Source organism: Sphaerotilus sp. FB-3, assembly GCF_023706025.1.
In the GTDB taxonomy this organism is placed as follows: Bacteria; Pseudomonadota; Gammaproteobacteria; order Burkholderiales; family Burkholderiaceae_C; genus Sphaerotilus; species Sphaerotilus sulfidivorans.
In genome coordinates this window covers 12839-35755 of sequence record NZ_BQWE01000037.1, presented here as the reverse complement: position 1 = coordinate 35755, position 22917 = coordinate 12839, and the positions used below count along the sequence as shown (strand labels likewise).

At 68.6% G+C, this 22917-nt stretch carries 20 protein-coding genes and 1 pseudogene; 12 read left to right on the top strand and 9 right to left on the bottom strand.

Annotated elements, in window-relative coordinates:
- Nucleotides 1-37 precede the first annotated feature (37 nt).
- The gene (locus NFT33_RS14355) at nucleotides 38-748 is read left to right on the top strand and encodes a FadR/GntR family transcriptional regulator (protein ID WP_220786578.1); all 711 of its coding nucleotides are present in this window, start codon (nucleotides 38-40) and stop codon (nucleotides 746-748) included.
- Nucleotides 749-773: 25 nt separating this feature from the next.
- Here NFT33_RS14355 and NFT33_RS14350 read toward each other — a convergent pair whose 3' ends face one another.
- Nucleotides 774-1286, bottom strand: a complete 513-nt coding sequence (locus NFT33_RS14350; protein ID WP_251676346.1) for a MarR family winged helix-turn-helix transcriptional regulator — start codon at nucleotides 1284-1286, stop codon at nucleotides 774-776.
- A gap of 178 nt (nucleotides 1287-1464) precedes the next feature.
- On the opposite strand from NFT33_RS14350, the gene NFT33_RS14345 reads away from it, so the two are divergent.
- From NFT33_RS14345 to NFT33_RS14320, 6 genes are all read left to right on the top strand, one after another.
- Nucleotides 1465-2493, top strand: a complete 1029-nt coding sequence (locus NFT33_RS14345) for a sulfate ABC transporter substrate-binding protein (protein WP_259373344.1) — start codon at nucleotides 1465-1467, stop codon at nucleotides 2491-2493.
- 113 nt (nucleotides 2494-2606) lie between these two features.
- On the top strand, nucleotides 2607-3632 hold the full coding sequence (locus NFT33_RS14340; protein WP_251676343.1) for a sulfate ABC transporter substrate-binding protein: 1026 nt from the start codon (nucleotides 2607-2609) through the stop codon (nucleotides 3630-3632).
- A 21-nt stretch (nucleotides 3633-3653) separates the two neighbouring features.
- Nucleotides 3654-4487, top strand: a complete 834-nt coding sequence (cysT, locus tag NFT33_RS14335) for a sulfate ABC transporter permease subunit CysT (protein WP_251676341.1) — start codon at nucleotides 3654-3656, stop codon at nucleotides 4485-4487.
- Between the two features lie 12 nt (nucleotides 4488-4499).
- Nucleotides 4500-5381 (top strand): sulfate ABC transporter permease subunit CysW, encoded by an 882-nt coding sequence (gene cysW, locus NFT33_RS14330; protein WP_251676339.1) that lies wholly within the window; start codon nucleotides 4500-4502, stop codon nucleotides 5379-5381.
- Nucleotides 5382-5400: 19 nt separating this feature from the next.
- Nucleotides 5401-6489, top strand: coding sequence for a sulfate/molybdate ABC transporter ATP-binding protein (locus NFT33_RS14325; RefSeq protein WP_251676337.1), 1089 nt, complete (start codon nucleotides 5401-5403; stop codon nucleotides 6487-6489).
- Between the two features lie 52 nt (nucleotides 6490-6541).
- Nucleotides 6542-8146, top strand: a complete 1605-nt coding sequence (locus NFT33_RS14320; RefSeq protein ID WP_251676335.1) for an ATP-binding protein — start codon at nucleotides 6542-6544, stop codon at nucleotides 8144-8146.
- A 10-nt stretch (nucleotides 8147-8156) separates the two neighbouring features.
- Here NFT33_RS14320 and NFT33_RS14310 read toward each other — a convergent pair whose 3' ends face one another.
- From NFT33_RS14310 to NFT33_RS14290, 5 genes and pseudogenes are all read right to left on the bottom strand, one after another.
- Nucleotides 8157-9644 carry a class I SAM-dependent DNA methyltransferase gene (locus NFT33_RS14310; RefSeq protein ID WP_309296154.1) on the bottom strand — a complete coding sequence of 496 codons (1488 nt, stop codon included), beginning with the start codon at nucleotides 9642-9644 and terminating at the stop codon, nucleotides 8157-8159.
- Nucleotides 9641-11578, bottom strand: a complete 1938-nt coding sequence (locus NFT33_RS14305) for an RNA-binding domain-containing protein (RefSeq protein ID WP_251676333.1) — start codon at nucleotides 11576-11578, stop codon at nucleotides 9641-9643. Before NFT33_RS14305 ends, NFT33_RS14310 begins: the two co-directional genes overlap by 4 nt.
- Nucleotides 11575-13092, bottom strand: coding sequence for a restriction endonuclease subunit S (locus NFT33_RS14300; RefSeq protein ID WP_251676331.1), 1518 nt, complete (start codon nucleotides 13090-13092; stop codon nucleotides 11575-11577). The genes NFT33_RS14305 and NFT33_RS14300 overlap by 4 nt, the downstream gene beginning before the upstream one ends.
- On the bottom strand, nucleotides 13089-15869 hold the full coding sequence (locus NFT33_RS14295; protein WP_251676329.1) for a type I restriction endonuclease subunit R: 2781 nt from the start codon (nucleotides 15867-15869) through the stop codon (nucleotides 13089-13091). Before NFT33_RS14295 ends, NFT33_RS14300 begins: the two co-directional genes overlap by 4 nt.
- 60 nt (nucleotides 15870-15929) lie before the next feature.
- A pseudogene (locus NFT33_RS14290) lies at nucleotides 15930-16469 on the bottom strand (LysR substrate-binding domain-containing protein); the annotation flags it as partial.
- A gap of 119 nt (nucleotides 16470-16588) precedes the next feature.
- Between NFT33_RS14290 and NFT33_RS14285 the strand changes: the two are divergent.
- The gene (locus NFT33_RS14285) at nucleotides 16589-17005 is read left to right on the top strand and encodes a thioredoxin family protein (RefSeq protein ID WP_220786570.1); all 417 of its coding nucleotides are present in this window, start codon (nucleotides 16589-16591) and stop codon (nucleotides 17003-17005) included.
- Here NFT33_RS14285 and NFT33_RS14280 read toward each other — a convergent pair.
- Nucleotides 16966-17667, bottom strand: a complete 702-nt coding sequence (locus NFT33_RS14280; protein ID WP_251676327.1) for a histidine phosphatase family protein — start codon at nucleotides 17665-17667, stop codon at nucleotides 16966-16968. The genes NFT33_RS14285 and NFT33_RS14280 overlap by 40 nt on opposite strands.
- Nucleotides 17668-17825: 158 nt before the next feature.
- Here NFT33_RS14280 and secB point away from each other — a divergent pair, with 158 nt between their 5' ends.
- Both secB and NFT33_RS14270 read left to right on the top strand, forming a co-directional pair.
- Nucleotides 17826-18275 (top strand): protein-export chaperone SecB, encoded by a 450-nt coding sequence (gene secB, locus NFT33_RS14275; RefSeq protein ID WP_037481127.1) that lies wholly within the window; start codon nucleotides 17826-17828, stop codon nucleotides 18273-18275.
- Between the two features lie 2 nt (nucleotides 18276-18277).
- Nucleotides 18278-19261 (top strand): NAD(P)H-dependent glycerol-3-phosphate dehydrogenase, encoded by a 984-nt coding sequence (locus NFT33_RS14270; protein ID WP_251676325.1) that lies wholly within the window; start codon nucleotides 18278-18280, stop codon nucleotides 19259-19261.
- A gap of 28 nt (nucleotides 19262-19289) precedes the next feature.
- Here the strand turns inward: NFT33_RS14270 and trmL are convergent, their stop codons facing one another.
- A complete protein-coding gene (gene trmL / locus NFT33_RS14265) occupies nucleotides 19290-19763 on the bottom strand; it encodes a tRNA (uridine(34)/cytosine(34)/5-carboxymethylaminomethyluridine(34)-2'-O)-methyltransferase TrmL (RefSeq protein ID WP_149504634.1) in 474 nt (157 codons plus the stop codon).
- Nucleotides 19764-19770: 7 nt separating this feature from the next.
- The gene (locus tag NFT33_RS14260; protein WP_251676323.1) at nucleotides 19771-20460 is read right to left on the bottom strand and encodes a ComF family protein; all 690 of its coding nucleotides are present in this window, start codon (nucleotides 20458-20460) and stop codon (nucleotides 19771-19773) included.
- Nucleotides 20461-20488: 28 nt separating this feature from the next.
- Between NFT33_RS14260 and NFT33_RS14255 the strand changes: the two genes are divergently transcribed.
- The gene (locus NFT33_RS14255) at nucleotides 20489-21409 is read left to right on the top strand and encodes a biotin synthase (protein ID WP_251676321.1); all 921 of its coding nucleotides are present in this window, start codon (nucleotides 20489-20491) and stop codon (nucleotides 21407-21409) included.
- Nucleotides 21410-21746: 337 nt separating this feature from the next.
- On the top strand, nucleotides 21747-22916 hold the full coding sequence (gene coxB, locus NFT33_RS14250) for a cytochrome c oxidase subunit II (RefSeq protein ID WP_251676319.1): 1170 nt from the start codon (nucleotides 21747-21749) through the stop codon (nucleotides 22914-22916).
- The last annotated feature ends 1 nt before the right edge of the window (nucleotide 22917 follow it).

Below are 22917 nucleotides of genomic sequence, written 5' to 3'. Positions count from 1 at the left end.
ATAGTGGTCTGACCAATTTTCCGCGCCGCCTGTCCCGATGAAGCACGCCCTCGCCGCCCGCCTGCCTGACCAGCTCGCCTCGCGCCTGGAGCGTGCGATCCTGGCCGGCGAGCACCGCCCGGGCGAGCGCCTGCCGCCCGAGCGCGACTGGGCGATGCGGCTGGGCGTGTCGCGCGCGGCGCTGCGCGAGGCGCTCGGACAGCTGGCCGAGCGCGGGCTGGTGCTGCGCCGCCACGGCACCGGCACCTTCGTCAGCGATCAGCCCGACGCGCGCCGCGCCGACGCCTGGACCCAGCTGCTGCAGCGCCAGCCGCTGATGCAGGCCGACCTGCTGGAATTCCGCGACATGCTCGAGGCGCGCTGCGCCGAGCTGGCCGCCGAGCGGGCCGACGAGACCGACCTGGCGCGGCTGGCCGCCTGCCACGAGGCGGTGGCCGCGGCCTATGCCGGACGCGACCGCCCGGCGCAGGTGCGCGCCGATGTCGCCTTCCACCGCGCGATCGCCGATGCGGCCCGCAACCCGGTCTTCTCCTACCTGGTAGCGACGCTGCTGGCGCTGCTGCACGAGCATGTGCACATCAGCATCGCCGATCTGGCGCCGGACTCGGCCGAGGCGCGCGCGCTGGCCGCGCAGCACGAGGCGCTGTGGCGCCGCATCGAGGCGCGCGACCCGGCCGGCGCCGCTCAGGCGGCGCGCCGCCACATCGACTTCGTGCGCCAGCGCTGGCAGCGGGCGCTGGAAGACTGAATCAGCTACCCAGTCGTCAGCCCGCTCAGGCTCGCCCTCCGCGCATCGCCTCGCCATTGGCCAGCATGCGCTGCAGCAGCGACATCAGCAGCTCGAACTCCTCGGGCCGGAAGCCGGCGAGGTGCGCGTTGAACACATCGACCAGCACCGGCGGCACCTTCTCGGCCACCTCGCGGCCCGCCTCGGTCAGCACCAGATGCACGACGCGGCGATCGCTGGTCGAGCGCTCGCGCCGCACCAGGCCCTTGGCCTCGAGCCGGTCGAACAGGCGGGTGATCGCCGCCGGATCGACATCGAGATCGCGCGCCAGCGCCGCCGCGGTCACGCTGTCCGGGCAGCCCTTGAGCAGCTTGAACAGCGGCAGCCACTGCGCATGCGTCAGGTCGTGCTCGGCCAGCCGCCGGTCGGCCTCCATCAGCACCGAACTCAGCACCCGGCGCATCAGCAGGCCCAGGCTGCGGTCGGGGCTGTAGGTGCTGCTGTCGTAGATCGGCGGCAGCGCGCCGATCGCATCGTGTCCGGTCTGGTGTTCGTTCATGGGGGCAATTTTCATTGACTGATCAATGATTGACCAGACAATACAATATATCCCTGAGGTGCACTCGGATTTCTCATGCGTCCGGCGCATGTCGATCCTCGAATCGATTCGTTGGTCGCAGAAGGCGCGCTGTCTAGCATCGACACCATCTCGACCCCCCACCGAAAGAGCCGAACCGATGCGCCTCCGCCCCACCCTGCACGCCCTGTCCCTGACCCTGACCTTCGCGCTGGGCGCCGGTGCGATGACGCTGGCACCCCAGGCACAGGCCCGCGACTTCACGCTGCTCAACGTCTCCTACGACCCGACGCGCGAGCTCTACCAGGACTTCAACAAGGCCTTCGCCGCGCACTGGAAGGCCAAGACCGGCGACACCGTGACGGTCAAGGCCTCGCACGGCGGCTCGGGCAAGCAGGCCCGCTCGGTCATCGACGGGCTGGAGGCCGACGTGGTCACGCTGGCGCTGGCCTACGACATCGACGAGATCGCCGACAAGGCCAAACTGCTGCCCGCCGACTGGCAGAAGCGCCTGCCGCACGCCAGCTCGCCCTACACCTCGACCATCGTCTTCCTGGTGCGCAAGGGCAATCCGAAGGGCGTCAAGGACTGGGCGGATCTGGCCCGGCCGGGCGTCTCGGTGATCACGCCGAACCCGAAGACCTCGGGCGGCGCGCGCTGGAACTACCTGGCCGCCTGGGGCTGGGCGAAGAAGACCTCCGGCTCCGACGCGAAGGCGCTGGAGTTTGTGCAGAAGCTCTTCGCCAACGTGCCGGTGCTCGACACCGGCGCGCGCGCCTCCACCGTCACCTTCGTCGAGCGCGGCATCGGCGACGTGCTGCTGGCCTGGGAGAACGAGGCGCTGCTGGCGCTCAAGGAGCTGGGCCCGGGCAAGTTCGAGATCGTCGCCCCCGCGCAGTCCATCCTGGCCGAGCCGCCGGTGGCGGTGGTCGACAAGGTGGTCGACAAGAAGGGCACGCGCGCGGTCGCGCAGGGCTATCTGGAGTACCTGTACTCGGCCGAAGGCCAGGATCTGGCCGGCCAGAACTACTACCGCCCGATCGACCCGAAGGCGGCGGCGAAGTACGCCGCGCAGTTCCCGAAGATCGAGCTGTTCCGCCTCGACGACGTGTTCGGCAGCTGGCGCGAGGCCCAGAAGACGCACTTCAGCGACGGCGGCACCTTCGACCGCGTCGTCACCCGGCGATGAACGCAGCAGATGGTCTTGATATTCGCCATCCGCATAAGCAACCAACAAAAAATGCGTTGTACGCAGAACGCGCCGGTTCTACGATCCGCAGCCTCTCCGCCCACGAGCCCGACATGAAGCACACGACCCGTCGCCAACTTCTGCGCAACGCTGCCGCCGCCCTGACCGCCCTCGCCGGCCTGATGCCGGCCGGTGCCGCGCTGGCCGCGCCGCCGCTGCTCAACGTCAGCTACGACGTCTCGCGCGAGTTCTACAAGGACTACAACAAGGCCTTCGCCGCGCACTGGAAGAAGACCACCGGCGAGGACATCGTGCTGAACCAGTCGCATGGCGGCTCGAGCAAGCAGGCCCGCGGCGTCATCGAGGGCCTGGAGGCCGATGTCATCACGATGAACCAGGCGCTGGACATCGACGTGGTCGCCGACAAGGGCCTGATCGCCGCCGACTGGGCCAAGCGCCTGCCGAACAACGCCGCGCCGACCAGCTCGATGACCATCTTCCTGGTGCGCAAGGGCAATCCGAAGGGCGTGAAGGACTGGGCCGATCTGGCACGCCCGGGCACCTCGGTCATCATCCCCAACCCGAAGGTCACCGGCAACGGCCGCTACGGCTACCTGGCCGCCTGGGGCTCGGTGATCAAGGCCGGCGGCACGCCGGCGCAGGCGCGCGACCTCACGCAGAAGATCTTCGCCAACGTGCCGGTCTTCGACGGCGGCGGCCGCGCGGCCACCACCACCTTCGCGCAGCGCAACATGGGCGACGTGCTGGTGACCTTCGAGAGCGAGGTGCAGTCCATCGTCGAGGAGTTCGGAAAGAACTTCGACATGGTCTATCCGAAGAGCACCGTTCTGGCCGAGAACCCGGTCGCGGTGGTCGACAAGGTGGTCGACCGCAAGGGCAGCCGCAAGCAGGCCGAGGCCTACCTGAAATACCTCTGGAGCGAGGAAGCCCAGGAGATCGCCGCGAAGCACAACCTGCGCGTGCGCGACCCGAAGGTGGTGGCGAAGTACGCCAAGGATTTCCCGGCCGTGCCGACCTTCACCGTCGACGAGATCTTCGGCAGCTGGAAGAAGGCCCAGGCCGAGCACTTCAACGACGGCGGCGTCTACGACCAGATCCTCGGCGCCAGCCGCAAGTAAGTCTCACCGCCCCTCCTCGCCATGCTGTTCTCCCGCGCGCTGCTGCGCCGTCACAGCGTGCTGCCCGGCTTCGATCTCGCGCTGGGCTTCACGCTGCTCTATCTGAGCCTGATCGTCCTGATCCCGCTGGCGGCCGCCTTCCTGAAGGCCGCCTCGATGACTTGGCCGGCCTTCTGGGACGCGGTCTCCTCGCCCCGGGTGGTCGCGTCCTACCGGCTGACCTTCGGCGCCTCGCTGGCGGCCGCCGCGATCAACGCGGTCTTCGGGCTGATCATCGCCTGGGTGCTGGTGCGCTACGACTTCCCGTTCAAGCGCCTGGTCGACGCGCTGGTGGACCTGCCCTTCGCGCTGCCGACCGCGGTGGCCGGCATCACGCTGACCGCGCTCTATGCCGAGAACGGCCTGATCGGCCAGTGGCTGCCGTTCAAGGTCAGCTTCACGCCGGTCGGCGTGTTCGTCGCGCTGCTGTTCATCGGCCTGCCCTTCGTGGTGCGCACGCTGCAGCCGGTGCTGGAAGACCTGTCGAAGGAATACGAGGAAGCCGCCGCGACGCTGGGCGCCGACCGCTGGCAGACCTTCCGGCTGGTGATCCTGCCGATCCTGCTGCCGGCGCTGACCACCGGCTTCGCGCTGGCCTTCGCCCGCGCGCTGGGCGAGTACGGCTCGGTGATCTTCATCGCCGGCAACCTGCCGATGGTCAGCGAGATCACGCCGCTGATGATCATCAGCAAGCTCGAGCAGTACGACGTGCCCGGCGCCACCGCGATCGCGGTCGTGATGCTGCTGATGAGCTTCGTGATGCTGCTGGTCATCAACCTGCTGCAGGCCTGGACGCGCAAGCGCCAGGGCCAGTGAGACGAGAACATCATGAGCGGACCCCAGATGTCTTCCAGCGCTGAAGAGCGCAACGCCACCGCCGAACCGGCCTGGGTGCGGCGCACATTGATCGCGGTGGCGCTGCTGTTCCTGGCGCTGTTCCTGTTCGTGCCGCTGGCCACCGTCTTCTTCGAGGCCCTGAAGAAGGGCTGGGATGTCTACCTGGCGGCCCTGGTCGAGGACGACGCGCGCTCGGCCATCTGGCTGACCCTGATCGCCGCGGCGATCTCGGTGCCGCTGAACCTGGTCTTCGGCGTGGCCGCGGCCTGGTGCATCGCCAAGTTCGAGTTCCGGGGCAAGAGCCTGCTGCTGACGCTGATCGACCTGCCCTTCTCGGTCAGCCCGGTGATCGCCGGCCTGATCTTCGTGCTGGTGTTCGGCCTGCAGGGCTGGTTCGGCGAAGCCTTGCGCGACCATGACCTGAAGGTGATCTTCGCGGTGCCGGGCATCGTGCTGGCCACCGTCTTCATCACCTTCCCCTTCGTGGCACGCGAGCTGATCCCGCTGATGCAGGCGCAGGGCCGCGAGCAGGAAGAAGCCGCCGTGGTGCTGGGCGCCAGCGGCTGGCAGGTGTTCCGGCGCGTGACGCTGCCCAACATCAAGTGGGCGCTGCTGTACGGCGTGATCCTGTGCAATGCCCGCGCGATGGGCGAGTTCGGCGCCGTCTCGGTGGTGTCGGGCCACATCCGCGGCCAGACCAACACGATGCCGCTGCACATCGAGATCCTCTACAACGAATACCAGTTCGCGGCGGCCTTTGCGGTGTCGTCGCTGCTGGCCGGGCTGGCGCTGGTCACGCTCGGACTGAAATACCTGGTCGAACAGCGGGTGAAGGCGCAGCTGAGCAGCGCCCGCCAGGACGACACGCACTGAACCGACACCGCGAGACGCCATGAGCATCGAGATCCGTGATCTGAACAAGCGCTTCGGCGCGCTGACCGTCTGCGACAACGTGAACCTGACCATCGGCTCGGGCGAGCTGGTGGCGCTGCTGGGCCCGTCGGGCTCGGGCAAGACCACGCTGCTGCGCATGATCGCCGGCCTGGAGGTGCCCGACGCGGGCCAGGTGCTGTTCCACGGCGAGGACGCCACCGACGCCAGCGTGCGCGAGCGCCAGGTCGGTTTCGTCTTCCAGCACTACGCGCTGTTCCCGCAGATGACCATCTTCGAGAACGTGGCTTTCGGCCTGCGCGTGCGCCCGAAGGCCACGCGCCCCACCGAGGCGGCCATCCGCGCCAAGGTCAGCGAGCTGCTGAAGCTGGTGCAGCTCGAGGGGCTGGCCGAGCGCTATCCGCACCAGCTCTCCGGCGGCCAGCGCCAGCGCATCGCGCTGGCCCGGGCGCTGGCGGTCGAGCCCAAGGTGCTGCTGCTCGACGAGCCCTTCGGCGCACTCGACGCCAAGGTGCGCAAGGAGCTGCGCCGCTGGCTGCGCCGTCTGCACGACGAGATGCACGTCACCAGCGTCTTCGTCACGCACGACCAGGAGGAGGCGATGGAGGTCGCCGACCGCATCGTCGTGATGAACGAGGGCCGCGTCGAGCAGGTCGGCAGCCCGGACGAGGTCTACGACCGGCCGGCCACGCCCTTCGTGCTGCAGTTCCTCGGCGACGTCAACCTCTTCCACGGCCGGCGCGACCATGCGCCGGGTCAGCCGGCGCACGGCGTCGGCGGCGGCGGACTCGGCGGCGAGGTCAGCTACGTGCGCCCGCACGAGATCGACCTGGTGGCCGCGCCCGAGCCCGGCAGCTGGACCGCCACGCTGGCCCATGTGCTGACGGTGGGCCCGAACACCCGCCTGGAGCTGCGCCGCCAGGGCGACGAGGCGCCGGTCGACGTCGAGCTCTCGCGCGAAGCCTGGAACGGCCTGCGCGAGCGCCTGGGCCTGCGCCCGGGCAGCACGGTGTACCTGAAGCCGCGCCGCATCACCCGCTTCGACGCCAGCGGCACGAGCGTGGCGGACGATCCGGCCGCGGCGATCTGAGGCGCCGGACGGCCTGCCCCGCGGCGGCCGCCCGTGCGTACACTCGTCGCCCATGGACGCACCTTCGCCTCTGTCGCCCGCGCTGCCGCTGCCGCGGCGCAAGCTGCCCATCGGCATCCAGAACCTGCGCGAGATCCGCCAGGGCGGCCACTACTACGTCGACAAGAGCGGCCTGATCGTCGACCTGATCGAGGCCGGCAAGCACTACTTCCTCAGCCGCCCGCGCCGCTTCGGCAAGAGCCTGCTGGTCGACACGATCAAGGCGCTGTTCGAAGGCCAGCAGGCGCTGTTCGAGGGCCTGGCGGCCGAGTCGCGCTGGGACTGGTCGACGCGCCATGCGGTCATCCGCATCAGCTTCGCCGACGGGGTGCTGCGCGACCGCGCCGAGCTGGACCGGCGCATCCGCGACCAGCTGCGCCTGAACCGCGAGGACCTGGGCATCGCGGCGCTCGACGGCCCGGACCCCGACGATCTGGCCGGCCAGTTCGGCGAGCTGATCCGGCAGGTGCAGCGCCAGACCGGCCAGGCCGTGGTGGTGCTGGTCGACGAGTACGACAAGCCCATTCTCGACAACCTGACCGACGCGCCAGTCGCGGCGGCGATGCGCGAGGGCCTGCGCGACTTCTACTCGGTGCTCAAGGGCGCCGACGCGCACCTGAAGTTCGTGCTGCTGACGGGGGTGTCGAAGTTCAGCAAGGTGAGCCTGTTCTCCGGGCTGAACAACCTGCGCGACATCACGCTGGAGGCGCGCTGGAGCGCGCTGTGCGGCTACACCGACGCCGACATCGACACGGTGTTCGCGCCCGAGCTGCCCGGGCTGGACCGCGCGCAGATCCGGCGCTGGTACAACGGCTACAACTGGGGCGGCACCAGCGTCTACAACCCCTTCGACGTGCTGCTGCTGTTCGCGAACCGGCAGTTCGCGGCCTACTGGTTCGAGACCGGCACGCCGACCTTCCTGCTCGACCTGCTGGCCGAGCGGCGCTTCTTCACCCCGGACCTGGCGCGGCTGCAGAGCGACGCCTCGCTGCTGTCGAGCTTCGATGTCGAGCACATCGAGCCCGAGGCGCTGCTGTTCCAGACCGGCTACCTGACGATCCGCTCGGCCACCCCGGCCACGCCCGAGGAGGAGCCGATCTACACGCTCGGCTATCCGAACCACGAGGTCGAGACGGCGCTGAACCGCGCGCTGCTGCCGGTCTACGGCGTGCCGGCGCGCCAGCAGGTCGCCGCCCGCGCCCGTGCGCGCGACCTGCTGCGCACGGCCGACTGGGCCGGGCTGCAGACGCAGCTGAAGGCGCTGTTCGCCAGCATTCCCAGCGACTGGTACCGCCGCAATGCGCTGGCCGGCTTCGAGGGTCACTACGCCAGCGTCTTCTACAGCCACTTCGCCGCGATGGGGCTGGACGTGCAGGTCGAGGACGCCACCAGCCACGGCCGCATCGACATGACGGTGCGCCACGCCGGCCAGGTCTTCCTGTTCGAGTTCAAGGTGGTCGAGCGCCAGGCCGGCGGCGAGGCGCTGGCGCAGATCCGCGCGCGCGGCTACGCCGACAAGTACCTCGGCCGCGGCGAGCCGGTCCACCTGATCGGCATCACCTTCGGCCGCGCCGAGCGCAATCTGATCGGCTTCGAGGTGGAGACGCGGGCGGGCTGAGGGCTGCGCCTCAGGCCGACTTCACGACCTCGACCGCCGAGGTCGGCAGCGCCGCCGCCACGTCCCGAAAGGCCGACAGCGCCGCCTCCAGGTGCTCGATGATCTCCTGCTGCAGCACGTCCGGCGGGGGCAGTTCATCGAGGTTGTCCAGGCTGTCGTCCTTGAGCCAGAACAGGTCCAGGCTGGCCTTGTCGCGGCCGATCAGCTCCTCGTACGGATAGAACCGGAAGCGCTCGCTGGCCTGGCGCAGGTGGCGGTTCTCCGGGTTGTAGCAGGCGATGAAGTCCTGCAGGTCGTCCGTCCGGAGCGGCCGGGTCTTGAGGGTGAAGTGCCGGTTGGTGCGCAGGTCGTAGAACCAGATGCCCTGGGTCTGGGGCTGCTCGGCCTTCGGTTTCGCGTCGAAGAACACCACGTTGGCCTTGACGCCTTGCGCGTAGAAGATGCCCGTGGGCAGGCGCAGGATGGTGTGCACGTCGCAGGTGGCCAGCAGCTTGCGGCGGATCCTCTCGCCCGCGCCGCCCTCGAACAGCACGTTGTCGGGCAGCACCACCGCCGCCTGGCCGGTGTCCTTGAGCATGCTGACGATGTGCTGCAGGAAGTTGAGCTGCTTGTTGGACGTGGTCTCCCAGAAGTCCTGGCGCTCGTAGGTCAGCGCCTCGCGGTCCGCCTCGCCTTCCTCGTTGGTGATGGTCATGCTGCTCTTCTTGCCGAAGGGCGGGTTGGCCAGCACGTAGTCGAACCGGGTCTTGGGCTCGCTCACCAGCGCGTCGGCGCGGTCGATGGCCGGCTCGCCGTCGACCGCACTGATGCCATGCAGGAACAGGTTCATCAGGCACAGGCGGCGCGTGTTCGGCACGATCTCGTTGCCGAAGAAGGTCTTGTCGCGCAGGAAGGCCTTCTGCCGCTTGTCCAGCGTGGCGGCACCGGGTCGGGTGAGCCACTGGTGGGCGCCGAGGAAGAAGCCGCCGGTGCCGCAGGCCGGGTCGGCGATGGTCTTCATCGGCTGCGGACGCACGCAGGCGACGATGGCCTCGATCAGCGGGCGCGGCGTGAAGTACTGGCCCGCGCCGCTCTTGGTGTCCTCGGCGTTCTTCTGCAGCAGACCTTCGTAGAGGTCGCCCTTGGTGTCGGCATCGAGACCGACCCAGTTTTCCGCGTCGATCAGCTGCACCAGCCGCGAGAGCTTGGCAGGGTCCTGGATCTTGTTCTGCGCCTTGAAGAAGATGGCGCCCAGCATGCCGGGCTGCTGGCCCAGGACATGCAGCGTGGCGAGGTAGTGCGCCTCCAGCGGCTCGCCGGTGCGGGCGCGCAGGCTGGCCCAGTCGTGGCTCGGCGGCACGCGGGTGTCGCGCTTGTAGGGCTCCTGCGCGTACTCGTGCGCCATCTTGAGGAACAGCAGGTAGGTGAGCTGCTCCAGGTAGTCGCCGTAGCCCACGCCGTCGTCGCGCAGGGTGTGGCAGAAGTTCCAGACTTTCTGGACGAGGGTGGAGGTGTTCATGGAGTCGGGGCGCTGCGATAGGCTTGGCGAGGATCGTTGGGATTGGGGTAGATGCGCAGCAGTTGGCCACTGGACACGAGGGGATTCAGGATGCGTTTGCGCAGGTCCACGCCATCGGGATGGCGTCCGAGCAGTTCAGCCAGTGCGCGCAGACTCATGCAATGGTGGCGGCACAGCGCCAGAACGATCTGTTTGAGTGGTTCGGGAGAGGATCGACCACGCATCGCTACTGGAGCTGCCAACACCCGCAGTTGGGCGAGTTCTTCTGGCGACAGCATGTTCAGGTCCACGATCACCCGCAGGTCCGAGGCAGCGACAACCTCCGGTGCTGGCGACACAAGCTCCGGTGCTAAGGCGGGCAGCTCCGGTGTTAACGCGGACAGCTCCGGTGTTAACGCGGACAGCTCCGGTGTTAACGCAGCGCCCATGCGCTGCCAAGCCGGGTAATAGACCGTTCCGCGTCCGGTACCTTCAGAGATCAAGTGACCACGCCGGACCAGTGCGCTCAAGGTCTTCGTCAGATCGGACGGGTGCTCGGTCGTGATTTCCTTCAACCGGGTGTGGTTGATCATGTGCTCCGCCACCGCCGTGACCAGCGCCAGCCGTTCAAGTGCCGAGAGTTCAGCGCAACGGGCCGTGCCCAATCGCGCTTCCAGTTCGGTCACGGCTTCCGCTGGCAACAGGCTGCTCATGTGCAGACCGATCAGCGTCTGCTCCAGTTCCGTGTTCTCTTGCAGCATGGGGCTGCGCCAGTGTTGCTCGGCCCAGTTGCGGTAGATCTTCGGCAGCCCCGAGCCGGCGTGATCGCCGAAGCCGACGAGCTGGAACATCACCTGCAGGCGCCGATTGCGGCAATCGCTGGTGCCGCCGCGCACGGCCTGTTCGGGCGGTATGCGCATCAGGCCGGGATTGCGGAAGCCGAACATGTCCGGCCGCTTGACCACCAGCACCGAGGCGCGCCCCGAAAAATCGGCGTGGATCAGGGTGTTGACCAGCGCTTCGCGCAGGGCTTCGTGAACGGGGGTGTCCTCGATGCGCTGGCCGTCCTGGAGCTGGAACGGGACTTTCAGATCGGCCGTCAGCTTCCGGTACACAAGGCGGAAGAAGTCATAGACATTGCCGGACCAGGTGCCGTCCGGCACCAGGCGGTCGATCCAGCGTTTTTCGGCGCGGGCCTCCGGGCGCTCCTGGTAGTCCACCATGTAGTGAGGCAGCTCGTCGCGGATGACCTCGGCGCGCCCGAACATCAGCAGTCCGGCCAGTCGCAGGCCGCTGTGGCCCTGCTCGCGGTCGCGGCCATAGGCGCCGATGCGTTCGAGGAATTCGGGCACCGGCAGGTCGGCCCAGACATGGCCGGGCTTCACGGCGGTGAATCGGTTGCGGTAGGCCGCGATGGTGCCCATGTCGAGGTCGGCGAAGTCGAAGCCTTTCAGCACGCGCTCGTCGCGGCTGCTCTCGACCCGCTCGGCCAGCAGGCGGCGAACGGTCTCATCGTCGGCCTGGTAGTCGCCTTCATGGCGGCGCAGATAGGTGCCGCCCAGCGGATTGGCGCCCAGGTGGACGGGCCGGCTCTGCCGGGTCGCACGGGGCACCCTGATCCGCAGCACGAGTTGACCGTCCATCTCGACGGGTTGCACATCGGCATCGGACAGGAGGTTGATGCTGATCTGCTTGCGGTTGTGCAGGTTGTCCCAGATCGCCTTGCGCACCCGCTCGACATCGGCCAGACCGAGGATGCGGAACTGCCCGCGCGGCTTTTCCTGTACGCCGAGGAGGATCACACCGCCCTCGGTGTTGGCCATGGCACTGTAGGTTTTCCAGAAGTCGTCGGGCAGCTCGCCCCGCCCGTCACGACCCTGTGCGGCCTTGCACTCCAGCTCGACCGACTCGGCGAGCGTGGGGAGGTCGAGGCTGTCATCGTCCCAGATGCTCATGCTGTCACCTTGGTCTGCCGCCCCCGCCGAGCAGCCGGTGCTGTCGCCGCCCGCTCCGCCCGAATCCGCTCCAGCAGCACCGCCGCCGGCTCATCGTCCGGGTCTTGCGGGACCAGTTGGCCGGAGAAGGCGGCCTTGAGGATGTTCTTGCGCTGGGCGGCGGATTGTTTCAGGGCGTGGTCGATGGTTTGATTCTGGCGTGCGGTGCCCTCAATTGCCGCGGTCAAATGCAGAACGAGTGCTTGTTGCTCGTCAACCGGGGGAAGCGGAAATGGAAGCTCGCGGCAAACCTCAAGCGTCAGATTGGTTTGTCCCGCCGTTGTCTTGGAGCGTGCTTTGAGCCACTTTTGAGCGACCGGTGACAGCAGGTGGCAACAAATAAACGCAGGCAATACGCCGTCCACTGCCCTGAAAATCGCGATCGCCTGATTGATGTTCCACTCTGGGAAGGTTTTTGGAACGACGGCGACTTGGCCGAGTGGCGGGCCAACGATGTTCATCAGTACATCGTCTGGATAGACCGCCGAGCGGGCAAGAAAACCTTGATGGGTCTTTGCAGAGACAAAAACCTTGTCTGAGAGGTCCAGTTCGCCTCTGTCTGTCAGGTTGGTCACTCTGAGGAATGGAACTGTCTTTTCCCCGTCTGTGTCCAGATCTTTGGGGGGAGTGGTGCCTTTGGTGATGAACTCACACAGTTGTTCACCGCTGGCCCATACCCAGTTTGGGGGCAACTTCGGTAAATCTGAAATATCCGGCCTCACCGGCTCCGGGTATTTCTTCCGCCAATCCTTCGGCGGCGCCTTGCCCTGGGCCTCGAACTTGGCGAGCTGCCTGGCTTCCCAGCGGGCGCGGCGTTCGGTCAGGATGCGCTCCAGCAGTTGCGCGCCGGTCTCGGTGGGCGTGTGCTGCGCGCGCCATGACGCCGTGAGCGCGCCTTCGACGGCGGCTTTCAGCAGCGACTGGCGGTACTGGCCGAGCTTGCGCTGCGCGGCCTTCAGCTCAGCCACGCCGGCGTCGAGGTCGGACAGGAGTTCTTCGAGTTTTTCGACGATGCGGGGTTGTTCTGCAGCAGGCGGCAATGGAACCTCGTGAGCCAAGAATGGGCCACGATTGATGTGTTTCATTGTGCTGCCGTGAAGATGTTCCGTTTCTTGAAGATCTTCGATTGCAATTTTGAGCCAGTAGAAAAGCAGGTTCTTTTTTATGAGGTTTTCCTCAGGATTTACTTTAAAAATGTGCTGATTGACCAGTGCCTTTTCGCGCCTCCAGATGAAAACATCCAGGGTGGCAGACCAACTTACCAGCATGTCGCCACGAAATACTTCATATGCCGATGGAACAGCTATGTTGGTTCTGTTGAGTGGTTTTGTCTCGTCAGTCAAATTCTGGATGCGAATGATCGGAAGTCCGGTCGACTCTCGATGATTTGGCTTGAATGCGAAGCCGTTGATGTACTCGCCGGTTTCTTCGAGTTTTACCGTCGACCAATTTTTTGGCAGTTGTTCTTTTTTCACGCCACCAACTCCAGATTCATCTCATCCATCAACACATCCAAATCCGCCCCAAACAGTTTCCAAGCCCGCTGCAATCCACCCTTGCCCGCCAGCTCCGCATAATCGAAATCCTCCCGCCCGATGCTGCAACTGCTGGCGATGTGGTCCTTCATCAGCCGCAGCCAGTCGGTCTGCTCGGGCGTGAAGGCGGTGGCGCGCTGCGCGTTGTGGCGGAAGATCCAGGCCTGGAAGCGCCGGTCCACCTCGTCGGCGAAGGGCCGCAGCTCCGTCTCCAGCCCCAGCGCGAAGCGCACCAGCGACACCAGATCGGTCAACTGCCGCCGCCGGTCCGCGCCCTTCACCTGCCCGGCCTGCACCCGCGCATACGCCGCCCACAGCCGATCGGTCGTCAGCATCAGCGGCGGCCGGCTCAAGCGCTCATGCAGCTCCTCCAGCATGTCGAAGGTCAGCGCCCGGCGCTGGTACGGCTGCTGATAGAAGAACCCCAGCGCCGCGATCTCGTCGCGGTGGCGCGCCAGCGTCTCGGCGAACGACGCGATCACCGCCCGCGCCTGGTCCTCGGCCTGCGCGCTGAAGCCGGAGAACACCACCTGATCGAGGTTCACGGTGTCGATCACCTGCTCGCGCTCGCGCCGCGCGTTCTCGATGGCATCGCGCAGGGCCGGATCGTCGAAGGGCGCGCACGCCGCCGCCGCCCGCTCGGCCCGCGCCGCCTCGATCTCCGCCGGCAGCAGCGTGTCCTCGTCGCGGGTGATGCCGCGCGCGCGGGCCGCCTCCAGCGCCGCGGCCACCACCGCATCCGGGTCCACCGCCGCCACCAGCGCCCGCCCCAGCTCGCCCACCGGCACGCCGCCCGACACCTTCTCGATCCGCGCCTGCGCCTTGTCGTCGAGCTGCCTGGCCAGCCGCACCAGCCGGTTCGCCAGCGACAGCACCGTGTCCTCGTCGCGCACGCCCATCGCCACGCCCTGCAGCAGATCCTTCAGCGCCACGCCCGGCTTCTTCTCCAGCGGCCGGCTCTCCGTCTTCAGCGACTGCTCCACCCCCACCGCGTCGATCAGCACGAAGCGCGTCTTGGCGCCGTCGGCGCTGGCGCTCACCCGCTGCAGGCCCTCGGCGCTCAGGCTGCGCACGCCCCGGCCCTTCATCTGCTCGTAGTAGCCGCGGCTGCGCACGTCGCGCATGAACAGCAGCACCTCCAGCGGCTTCACGTCCGTCCCCGTCGCGATCATGTCCACCGTCACCGCGATGCGCGGATGGAAGTCGTTGCGAAAGCTCGCCAGCACCCCGTCGGCGTCCTTCTCGCTGTACGTCACCTTGCGGCAGAAGTCGTTGCCCTGCCCGTAGACCTCGCGCACCGTCTGGATGATGTCGTCGGCGTGGCTGTCGGTCTTGGCGAAGATCAGCGTCTTGGGCGTCTCCCGGCGCCCGGGGAAGATCTGCGTCTCCACGGCGGTCTTCATCGCCTGGATCACCTGCCGGATCTGGCTCGGGTTGACCACCGAGCGGTCGAGGGCCTTGGCGTCATAGGCGACATCCTCGTCCAGCGCGGCCCAGCGCCTGCGGCGCGTCTGCCGGTCGCGGTGGTCCACCCACTGCTGCGCCTCGACCACCGCGCCCTGCTGCGTGATCCGGGTGGCGATCTCGTACACGTCGTAGCCGACGTTCACCCCGTCCACCACCGACTGCTCGTACGGATACTCCGCCACCACGTTCTCGTTGAAGAAGCCGTAGGTGCGCCGGTCCGGCGTCGCGGTCAGCCCGATCAGGAAGGCGTCGAAGTAGTCCAGCACCTGCTTCCACAGGTTGTAGATGCTGCGGTGGCACTCGTCGATGACGATGAAGTCGAAGGTCTCCACCGGCACCGCCGCGTCGTAGCGCACCGGCGGCGGCGTGCGGTCCTTCAGCGACGGCACCTCGTTGAGCGACACATCCTCGGCCGATTCGTCGATGGGCTGGCCCGACAGCATCGAATACAGCCGCTGCACCGTGCTGATGCAGACCTGCGCCTGCGGGTCGATCTTCGGGGACGACAGCCGCTGCACGTTGTACAGCTCGGTGAACTGGCGGGCGTCATCCGGCGGCGTGTAGGCCATGAACTCCTGGTGCGCCTGCCGGCCCAGGTTGCGCGTGTCCACCAGGAACAGCACCCGCTTCGCGCCGCCGAACTTCAGCAGCCGGTACACCGACGTGATCGCCGTGAAGGTCTTGCCCGCGCCGGTGGCCATGTGGATCAGCGCCCGCGGCCGGTTGGCCGCCAGCGCGCGCTCCAGCCCCGTCACCGCGCTGATCTGGCAGTCGCGCAGCTTCTCGGCCGGCAGCGCGGGCATCGCCTCGACCAGGCGGCGGCGCAGGGTGTCGCCCTGCTCCACCCAGTCAGCCAGCGTCTCGGGCCGGAAGAAATGGAACACCTCGCGCGAGCGCGGCGCCGGGTCGGCGGTGTCGGTGAAGCGGATGATCTGCCCCGTCGCCTCGAACAGGAAGCGCAGCGGCGTGCCCTCGCGGCGCCACTTCAGGCGGGCGGTGGCGTAGCGGGCGGTCTGGCGTTCCGTGGCGACCAGGGTGGCGCCCGCATCGTCGCGCTTGGCCTCGATCACGCCGACCGCCTGGCGCTGCACGAACAGCAGGTAGTCGGCCGGCCCGCTGTCCGTCGGACACTCTCGCACAGCCACGCCCGGCCCGGCGCCGAGGTTGATGGCCTTGTGGTCCTGCACGATCCAGCCGGCCTGGACGAGCTTGCTGTCGATGATCTGGCGCGCTTGCGCTTCTGGCGTCATGTGGTGTTCCTCCCGCGCAGCCTATTTTCCGCGAGAGGCCCCACCCTGCGCTTCAGGAGTTCAGATCTCGAACTCGTCGCCGCCGTCCGCCTCGCCCTCGCCGGCGGCCTCGCGCATCGCGCGCTCGACCAGCTCCGGCGTCAGCGGCGAGGCGAAGCAGCGGATGAACTCGTAGGCGTAGCGGCGCAGGTAGCTGCTGCGGCGCAGCGCCAGCCGGGTCATGCTGGCAGCGAAGAGATGACGGGTGTCGATCGCGCGCAGGTCCAGGTCACGGCTCTCGTCATAGGCGATCGACGCCACCAGCCCGACGCCCATGCCCAGCTCGACATAGGTCTTGATGACATCGGCATCCATCGCCGCCAGCACGACATCGGGCTTCAGGCCATGGCGCGCGAAGGCCTGGTCGATGTGCGATCGGCCGGTGTAGCCGCCCTCGTAGGTGATCAGCGGGAAGTCGGCCAACCGGCGCAGCGTGAGCGTGCGGCCCTGCTCGGCTTCCCGCGCCAGCACATGGTCCGGCGGCACCACCACCACATGGGTCCAGCGATAGCACGGCAGCGCCACCAGGCCGGCGGTCTCGGCCAGCACCTCGGTGGCGATGACGAGGGTGCCACGGTCCTGCGCCGCGAAGCCCTCAACCAACGATTCCTTGGATCTTCATGCGCAGAACGAATAAGGGCGGCAGAGGCGGCTGCAGACCGCTCTGGCAAACTGCCGCCATGACGCCCGCCGAACCGATCCCTGCAAGCTCCGCGACCGCCGCGATCTCCGTCGTCTGCCTGTGCGCCGGCTGGTGCACCACCTGCCAGGCCTATGGCGCGACCTTCGCGCAGCTGGCGCGCGACTGGCCGCAGGCGCGATTCGCCTGGATCGACATCGAGGAGCACAGCGATGCGCTCGGCGACGCGGCGCTCGACATCGAGAACTTTCCGACCGTGATGGTGCTGCGTGGCGCGCGGCCGCTGTTCTTCGGCACGATCCTGCCGCATGCGGGCACGCTGGCGCGGCTGGTGCAGTCGGCCCTGGAGGGCGGCGCCACGCAGGCGGTCGACGCCGATGGCCAGGCGCTGGCCGCGCCGGTGGCGGCGCTGCTGGCTCAGGGTGTCGGCGGCGTCGGCACCGGCGCGGCCGCGTAGCGCACGCTCAGCGACACCGTCGAGGGCTGGGCCGGCAGACCGGCCAGATGATCGATCTCGCCCCAGGCCTCGATCGACAGCGCGCCGGCCTGCCAGCGCAGCCGGTTCAGGCCGGCGTTCGGGATCGCGCAGGCACGCGCGCTCGACAGCGGCTGGCCGCTGACGCGGCGCCAGAGCATGTCGAGCACGCCGCCGTGCGTCACCACCAGCACCCGCGCGCCGGCATGGCGTGCCGCCAGCGCGTCGAGCGCGCCGTTCACCCGTGCCGAGAAGGCCCGCACGCTCTCGCCGCCGGGCAGCGCGAAGTCGGCGTCCTGGCGCAGCCACCGCTGCCACAGCGCGGGATGGCGCGCGATCACCTCCTCGGCCGTCAGCCCCTCGAACAGGCCGAAGCCCTGCTCGCGCCAGACCGGATCGAACTCGGGCAGGGCCGCGCGCCTGGCCAGCAGCGGCGCGGCGGTCTGGCGCACCCGCATCAGGTCGCTGCTGACGATCAGGTCGAAGGGCTCGTCGGCGAGGCGCTCGGCCAGCCGCTCGGCCTGCAGCAGACCGGTCGCATTGAGCGGCACATCGAGCTGGCCCTGGAAGCGGTGGACCCGGTTCGAGTCGGTCTCGCCGTGGCGGACCAGCGTGAGAAGCGTCGGCGGCGTGCGGTGGATCATGGTCGGCCAGTATGCGGGCTGGCCACACCGGGACGACAGGCCCGACGCTGCATAATCTGCCGGCCCTGCGACCGGCGTGCACTATCGCCGTCCGGCCGTGGCCAGGCAGACTCGATCCGATCCGATTCCATTCCTTCCATCACCACCGAGACCCGATCATGGCCGACATCCAAGACGCGCAACCCGTTTTCCAGATCCAGCGCGTGTACCTGAAGGACCTGTCGCTGGAGCAGCCGAACTCGCCGCAGATCCTCGTCGAGCAGGGCCAGCCGTCCGTCGACATCAACCTGGCCGTCGAGGTGCAGCCGGTGGTCGAGGGCATCTATGAAGTCGCGGTGACCGCCACCGTGACCACCAAGCTCGGCGACCGCACCCTGTTCCTGTGCGAGGCCAAGGAAGCCGGCATCTTCGAGATCCGCAACATCGAGGAAGACCAGATGTCGCCGATCCTGGGCATCGCCTGCCCGGGCATCGTCTATCCCTACCTGCGTGCGGTCGTGGCCGACACCGTCACCCGCGCCGGCTTCCCGCCGGTGCATCTGGCCGAGGTCAACTTCCAGGCGATGTACGAAGCCCAGCAGCAGGGCAACGGCGCGCTGAACGCCTGAAGATGCAGATCTCGGTGCTCGGCGCCGGAGCGTGGGGCACCGCGCTCGCGGCGCAGGCGGCCACCCGCCACCCGACCCGGCTCTGGGCCCGCGATCCGGCCCAGGCGGCGGCGATCGCCGCCAGCCGGCGCAATGCGCGCTATCTGGCCGATGTCGCGCTGCCCGACGCGCTGGACATCACCGACGATCTGGCCGCGGCGCTGGCGCATGCCGGTCCGGACGGCCTGCTGATCGTCGCCACGCCGATGGCGGGCCTGCGCGAGATGCTGCAGCGCCTGCCCGACGGCGCGGCGGTGCTGTGGCTCAGCAAGGGCTTCGAGGCGGGCAGCGGCCGGCTCGGCCACGAGATCGCCCGCGAGGCGGCCCCGGGGCTGCGTGCCGGCGTGCTCAGCGGCCCGAGCTTCGCGCTCGAGGTCGCGCGCGGCCAGCCCACCGCGCTGGTGGCGGCCAGCCAGGATGCGGCGCTGTGCCAGTCGGCCATCACCGCGCTGCACGGCCCGACGCTGCGCATCTATTCGTCGAGCGATCCGGTCGGCGTGGAGGTCGGCGGCGCGGTCAAGAACGTGCTGGCGATCGCCACCGGCATGGCCGACGGCATGGCGCTGGGCCTGAACGCCCGCGCGGCGCTGATCACCCGCGGCCTGGCCGAGATGACCCGGCTGGGCCTGGCGCTGGGCGGCCGTGCCGAGACCTTCATGGGCCTGTCCGGCCTGGGCGACCTGGTGCTGACCGCCACGGGCGATCTCTCGCGCAACCGCCGTGTCGGCCTGAAGCTGGCCGAGGGCCAGACGCTCGAGCGCATCCTGGTCGAGCTCGGCCATGTGTCGGAGGGCGTCTACAGCGCCCGCACGGTGCTGGAGCGCGCCACCGCGCTCGGCGTGGACATGCCGATCACCCGCGCGGTGGTGGGCGTGCTGCAGGGCGATCTCACCCCGCGCGAGGCGGTGCAGGCGCTGATGCAGCGCGAGGCGCGGGCCGAGAGCTGACGCGCCGGCCTGCGGCGTCCGGCGGCCTTCAGGCCGCGCCGGCGTAGCCGTTCTGCCGCCAGGCCTCGAACACCGTCACCGCCACCGCGTTGCTCAGGTTCAGGCTGCGCTGATCGGGACGCATCGGCAGGCGCACCCGCTGCCCGGCCGGAAAATGCCCGTCGCGCAGCGCCGGCGGCAGGCCGCTGGTCTCGCAGCCGAAGACCAGCCAGTCGCCCGGCTGCCAGGCCACCTCGGCGAAGGGCCGGCTGCCGCGGGTGGTCATCGCGAACATGCGTGCAGGATCAGGCCTGCAGGTCTCGAGCAGCGCCTCCCACGAGCCATGGCGCTGCACCGGCGCGTACTCGTGATAGTCGAGGCCGGCGCGGCGCAGCAGCTTGTCATCCATCGAGAAGCCCAGCGGCTCGACCAGATGCAGCTCGCAGCCGGTATTGGCCGCCAGACGGATGACGTTGCCGGTGTTCGGCGGGATTTCGGGGTGGACAAGGACGATGCGGAACATGCCCGGATCATCGCCGATCGGCATGCGCCACCACCCAGACCTGCACCTCGCTCGCACCGGCCTGGCGCAGCACCGCGGCCAGCTCGGCGGCGGTGGCGCCGGTCGTCAGCACATCGTCGACCAGCGCGACCGAGGCGCCGGCCAGCAGCCGGCGGCCCGCCGGCGTGGGCGCGAAGGCGCCCTTCAGATTGCGCCCGCGCGCCTGGCGGTCCAGTCCGACCTGGTGCGCGGTGTCGATCAGCCGCTCGACCAGATCGGCGCGTGCCTGCAGGCCCAGCGGCGGCGCCAGCCGGCGCGCCAGTTCCCAGGACTGGTTGTAGCCGCGCTCGCGCAGGCGTGGCAGCGCCAGCGGCACCGGCAGCACCCAGTCCGGCCAGCGCAGCCGGTCCGCGTCGGCAGCCTGCTGCAGGGCCTGGGCCAGCAGCGCGGCCAGCGGCGTGGCCAGCTCGCAGGCGCCGCCGTACTTGAAATCGGCGATCAGCGTGCTCCAGGGCGGCTGGTAGTCGAGCGCGGCATGGCAGACCAGTCCGGTCTCCGACCGCCACCCCGGCGGCACGGCCGCGAAGGCGGACTGGCAGCGGACGCAGATCACCCGGTCCTGCCAGGCGGCGCAGACACGGCAGCGGCTGCCCAGGCCGCGCAGCAGGCGCGGCCAGCGTCCCAGCGGAGAAACCGATCCGGTGCTGCGCGCGGCCATGGCCGGCTCACTATACTGCGCCGGCATCATGCAAGACGCCTCTTCCCCCGCCGCTGCCGATGCCCCGCGACTGCGCGCGCCGCGCATCGCTCCCGCCGCCCTGGCCCGCCATCTGGCGCGCGCCGCCCAGCATCCGCCGCCGTGGCTGCACGAGGAGATCGCCCGCCGCATGGACGAGCGCCTCGGCCTGATCCTGCGTCAGCCGGCGCGCCTGATCGACTGGTGGAGCCCGACCTCGGGCGGCGCGCCGCTGCTGCAGGCACGCTATCCGCAGGCGCGGCTGCTGCGCACCGGCCTGGACGGCCGTCCGCTCGAGGACGAGGCCCGCGGCGAGGGCCGCTGGTGGCAGCGCCTGCTGGGCGCCGGCCGCACCCGCCCGAGCAGCGAGAACGAGGCGCCCGCCGAGCTGCTGTGGGCCAACATGATGCTGCACTGGATCGACGACCGCCCGGCGCTGCTGGCGCGCTGGCATGAGCTGATCGCGGTCGACGGCTTCCTGATGTTCTCCTGCTTCGGCCCGGACACCCTGGCCGAGCTGCGCACGATCTGGGCCGAGGCCGGCTGGGGCGCGCCCGGCAGCGACTGGGTCGACATGCACGACCTCGGCGACGATCTGGTGCAGGCCGGCTTCGCCGATCCGGTGATGGACATGGAGCGGCTGACGCTGACCTGGGATTCACCGCAGGCCCTGCTGGCCGAGCTGCGCACGCTCGGCCTGAACACGCATCCTGCTCGACAACCCGGATTGCGGGGCCGGCAGTGGCGCCGGACACTGGAATCGACCCTCACCGACCGGCTGCGCGGCCCCGACGGACGCCTGCATCTGGGTTTCGAGATCATCTACGGCCACGCCTTCCGTCCGGTCGCCCGCCCGCGTGTCGAGGCCCGCACCGAGATCTCCCTCGACACGATGCGCGAGATGACCCGCCGCCGACCGGCCTCGCCCTGAACCGGTCCGATTCCGACCTCCACGGCCTGCTGCTGCCCGGCACGGGCCCGCCCCCGTCATGCCGACGGTCAGGCCCCTCCATCGCGTCATTCCATTGATCTGGATCATTCATTCAATGAAAACAACTGATCCACATCAAGAAAAAATTCACTGAAATCGCTTGCAGACCATCGGGACTTGTCGGGATGTCCGAAAGACCCGCTCGGCGTCATGCTTTGACTCAGCCCTCGCGGCCGGCCATCCGGTCCGGCCCGCACATGGCCTGACAAGAAGAGCAGAACACGAGACAACGCCCAAGCCGACGCGATGGCCGGCTGGAGAGAAAGCGAGCGCAGAGATGTCGAGCATTTCCCCTTGGCTGGGTGCAGGCCGCGCCGGTCTGACTGGCTGGATCCTGCTGGGCGCCACCGCAGCGCAGGCGGTCAACGACCTGCCCGGCGGCCCGGCCGTGCGCCAGATGAGCTACGCCAAGCCCGCCACGCAGATCGCGGCCCAGATGGACTGGCTGCACTCGGTGATGATGGTCATCTGCGTGCTGATCTGCATCGCGGTGTTCGGGGTGATGTTCTATTCCATCCTGAAGCACCGCAAGTCGCGCGGCCACAAGCCGGCCGACTTCCACGAGAGCGTCAAGGTCGAGATCGCCTGGACGGTGGTGCCCTTCCTCATCGTCATCGGCATGGGCGCGATGGCCACGAAGACGGTGGTCGCGCAGAAGGACACCACCAATGCCGACATCACCATCAAGGCCACCGGCTACCAGTGGAAGTGGGGCTACGACTACCTGAAGGGCGAGGGCGAGGGCATCAGCTTCCTGCAGACGCTCGACACCAGCCACCGCGCGATGTCGGACGCCGGCCAGCCCGCCGGCGACGACTACCTGCTGAAGGTCGACAACCCGCTGGTGGTGCCGGTCGACAGCAAGATCCGCATCATCACCACCGCCACCGACGTCATCCACGCCTGGATGATCCCGCAGTTCGGCGTCAAGCAGGACGCGATTCCCGGCTTCGTGCGCGACACCTGGTTCCGCGCCGACAAGACCGGCGACTTCTACGGCCAGTGCGCCGAACTCTGCGGCAAGGAGCACGCCTACATGCCGATCCATGTGAAGGTGGTGAGCGCCGCCGAGTACACCGCCTGGGTCGATGCCGAGAAGAAGAAGATCGCCGCGCGGGCCGACGATCCGAAGAAGGAATGGAAGCTGGCCGACCTGGTCGCACGCGGCGAGAAGGTCTATGCGGCCAACTGCGCCGTCTGCCACCAGGCCAACGGCAAGGGCGCCGGCCCGATCAAGGCGCTCGACGCCTCGGCCGTCGTGCTCGATGCCGACAAGGGCCGCCAGATCGCGGTGCTGCTCAACGGCCAGAACAACGGCGCGATGCCGGCCTGGAAGCAGCTCTCCGACACCGAGATCGCCGCTGTCATCACCTACACGAAGAACGCCTGGTCCAACCGCACCGAGCAGATCGTGCAGCCGGCCGACATCGTCGCCGCCCGCAAGTAAG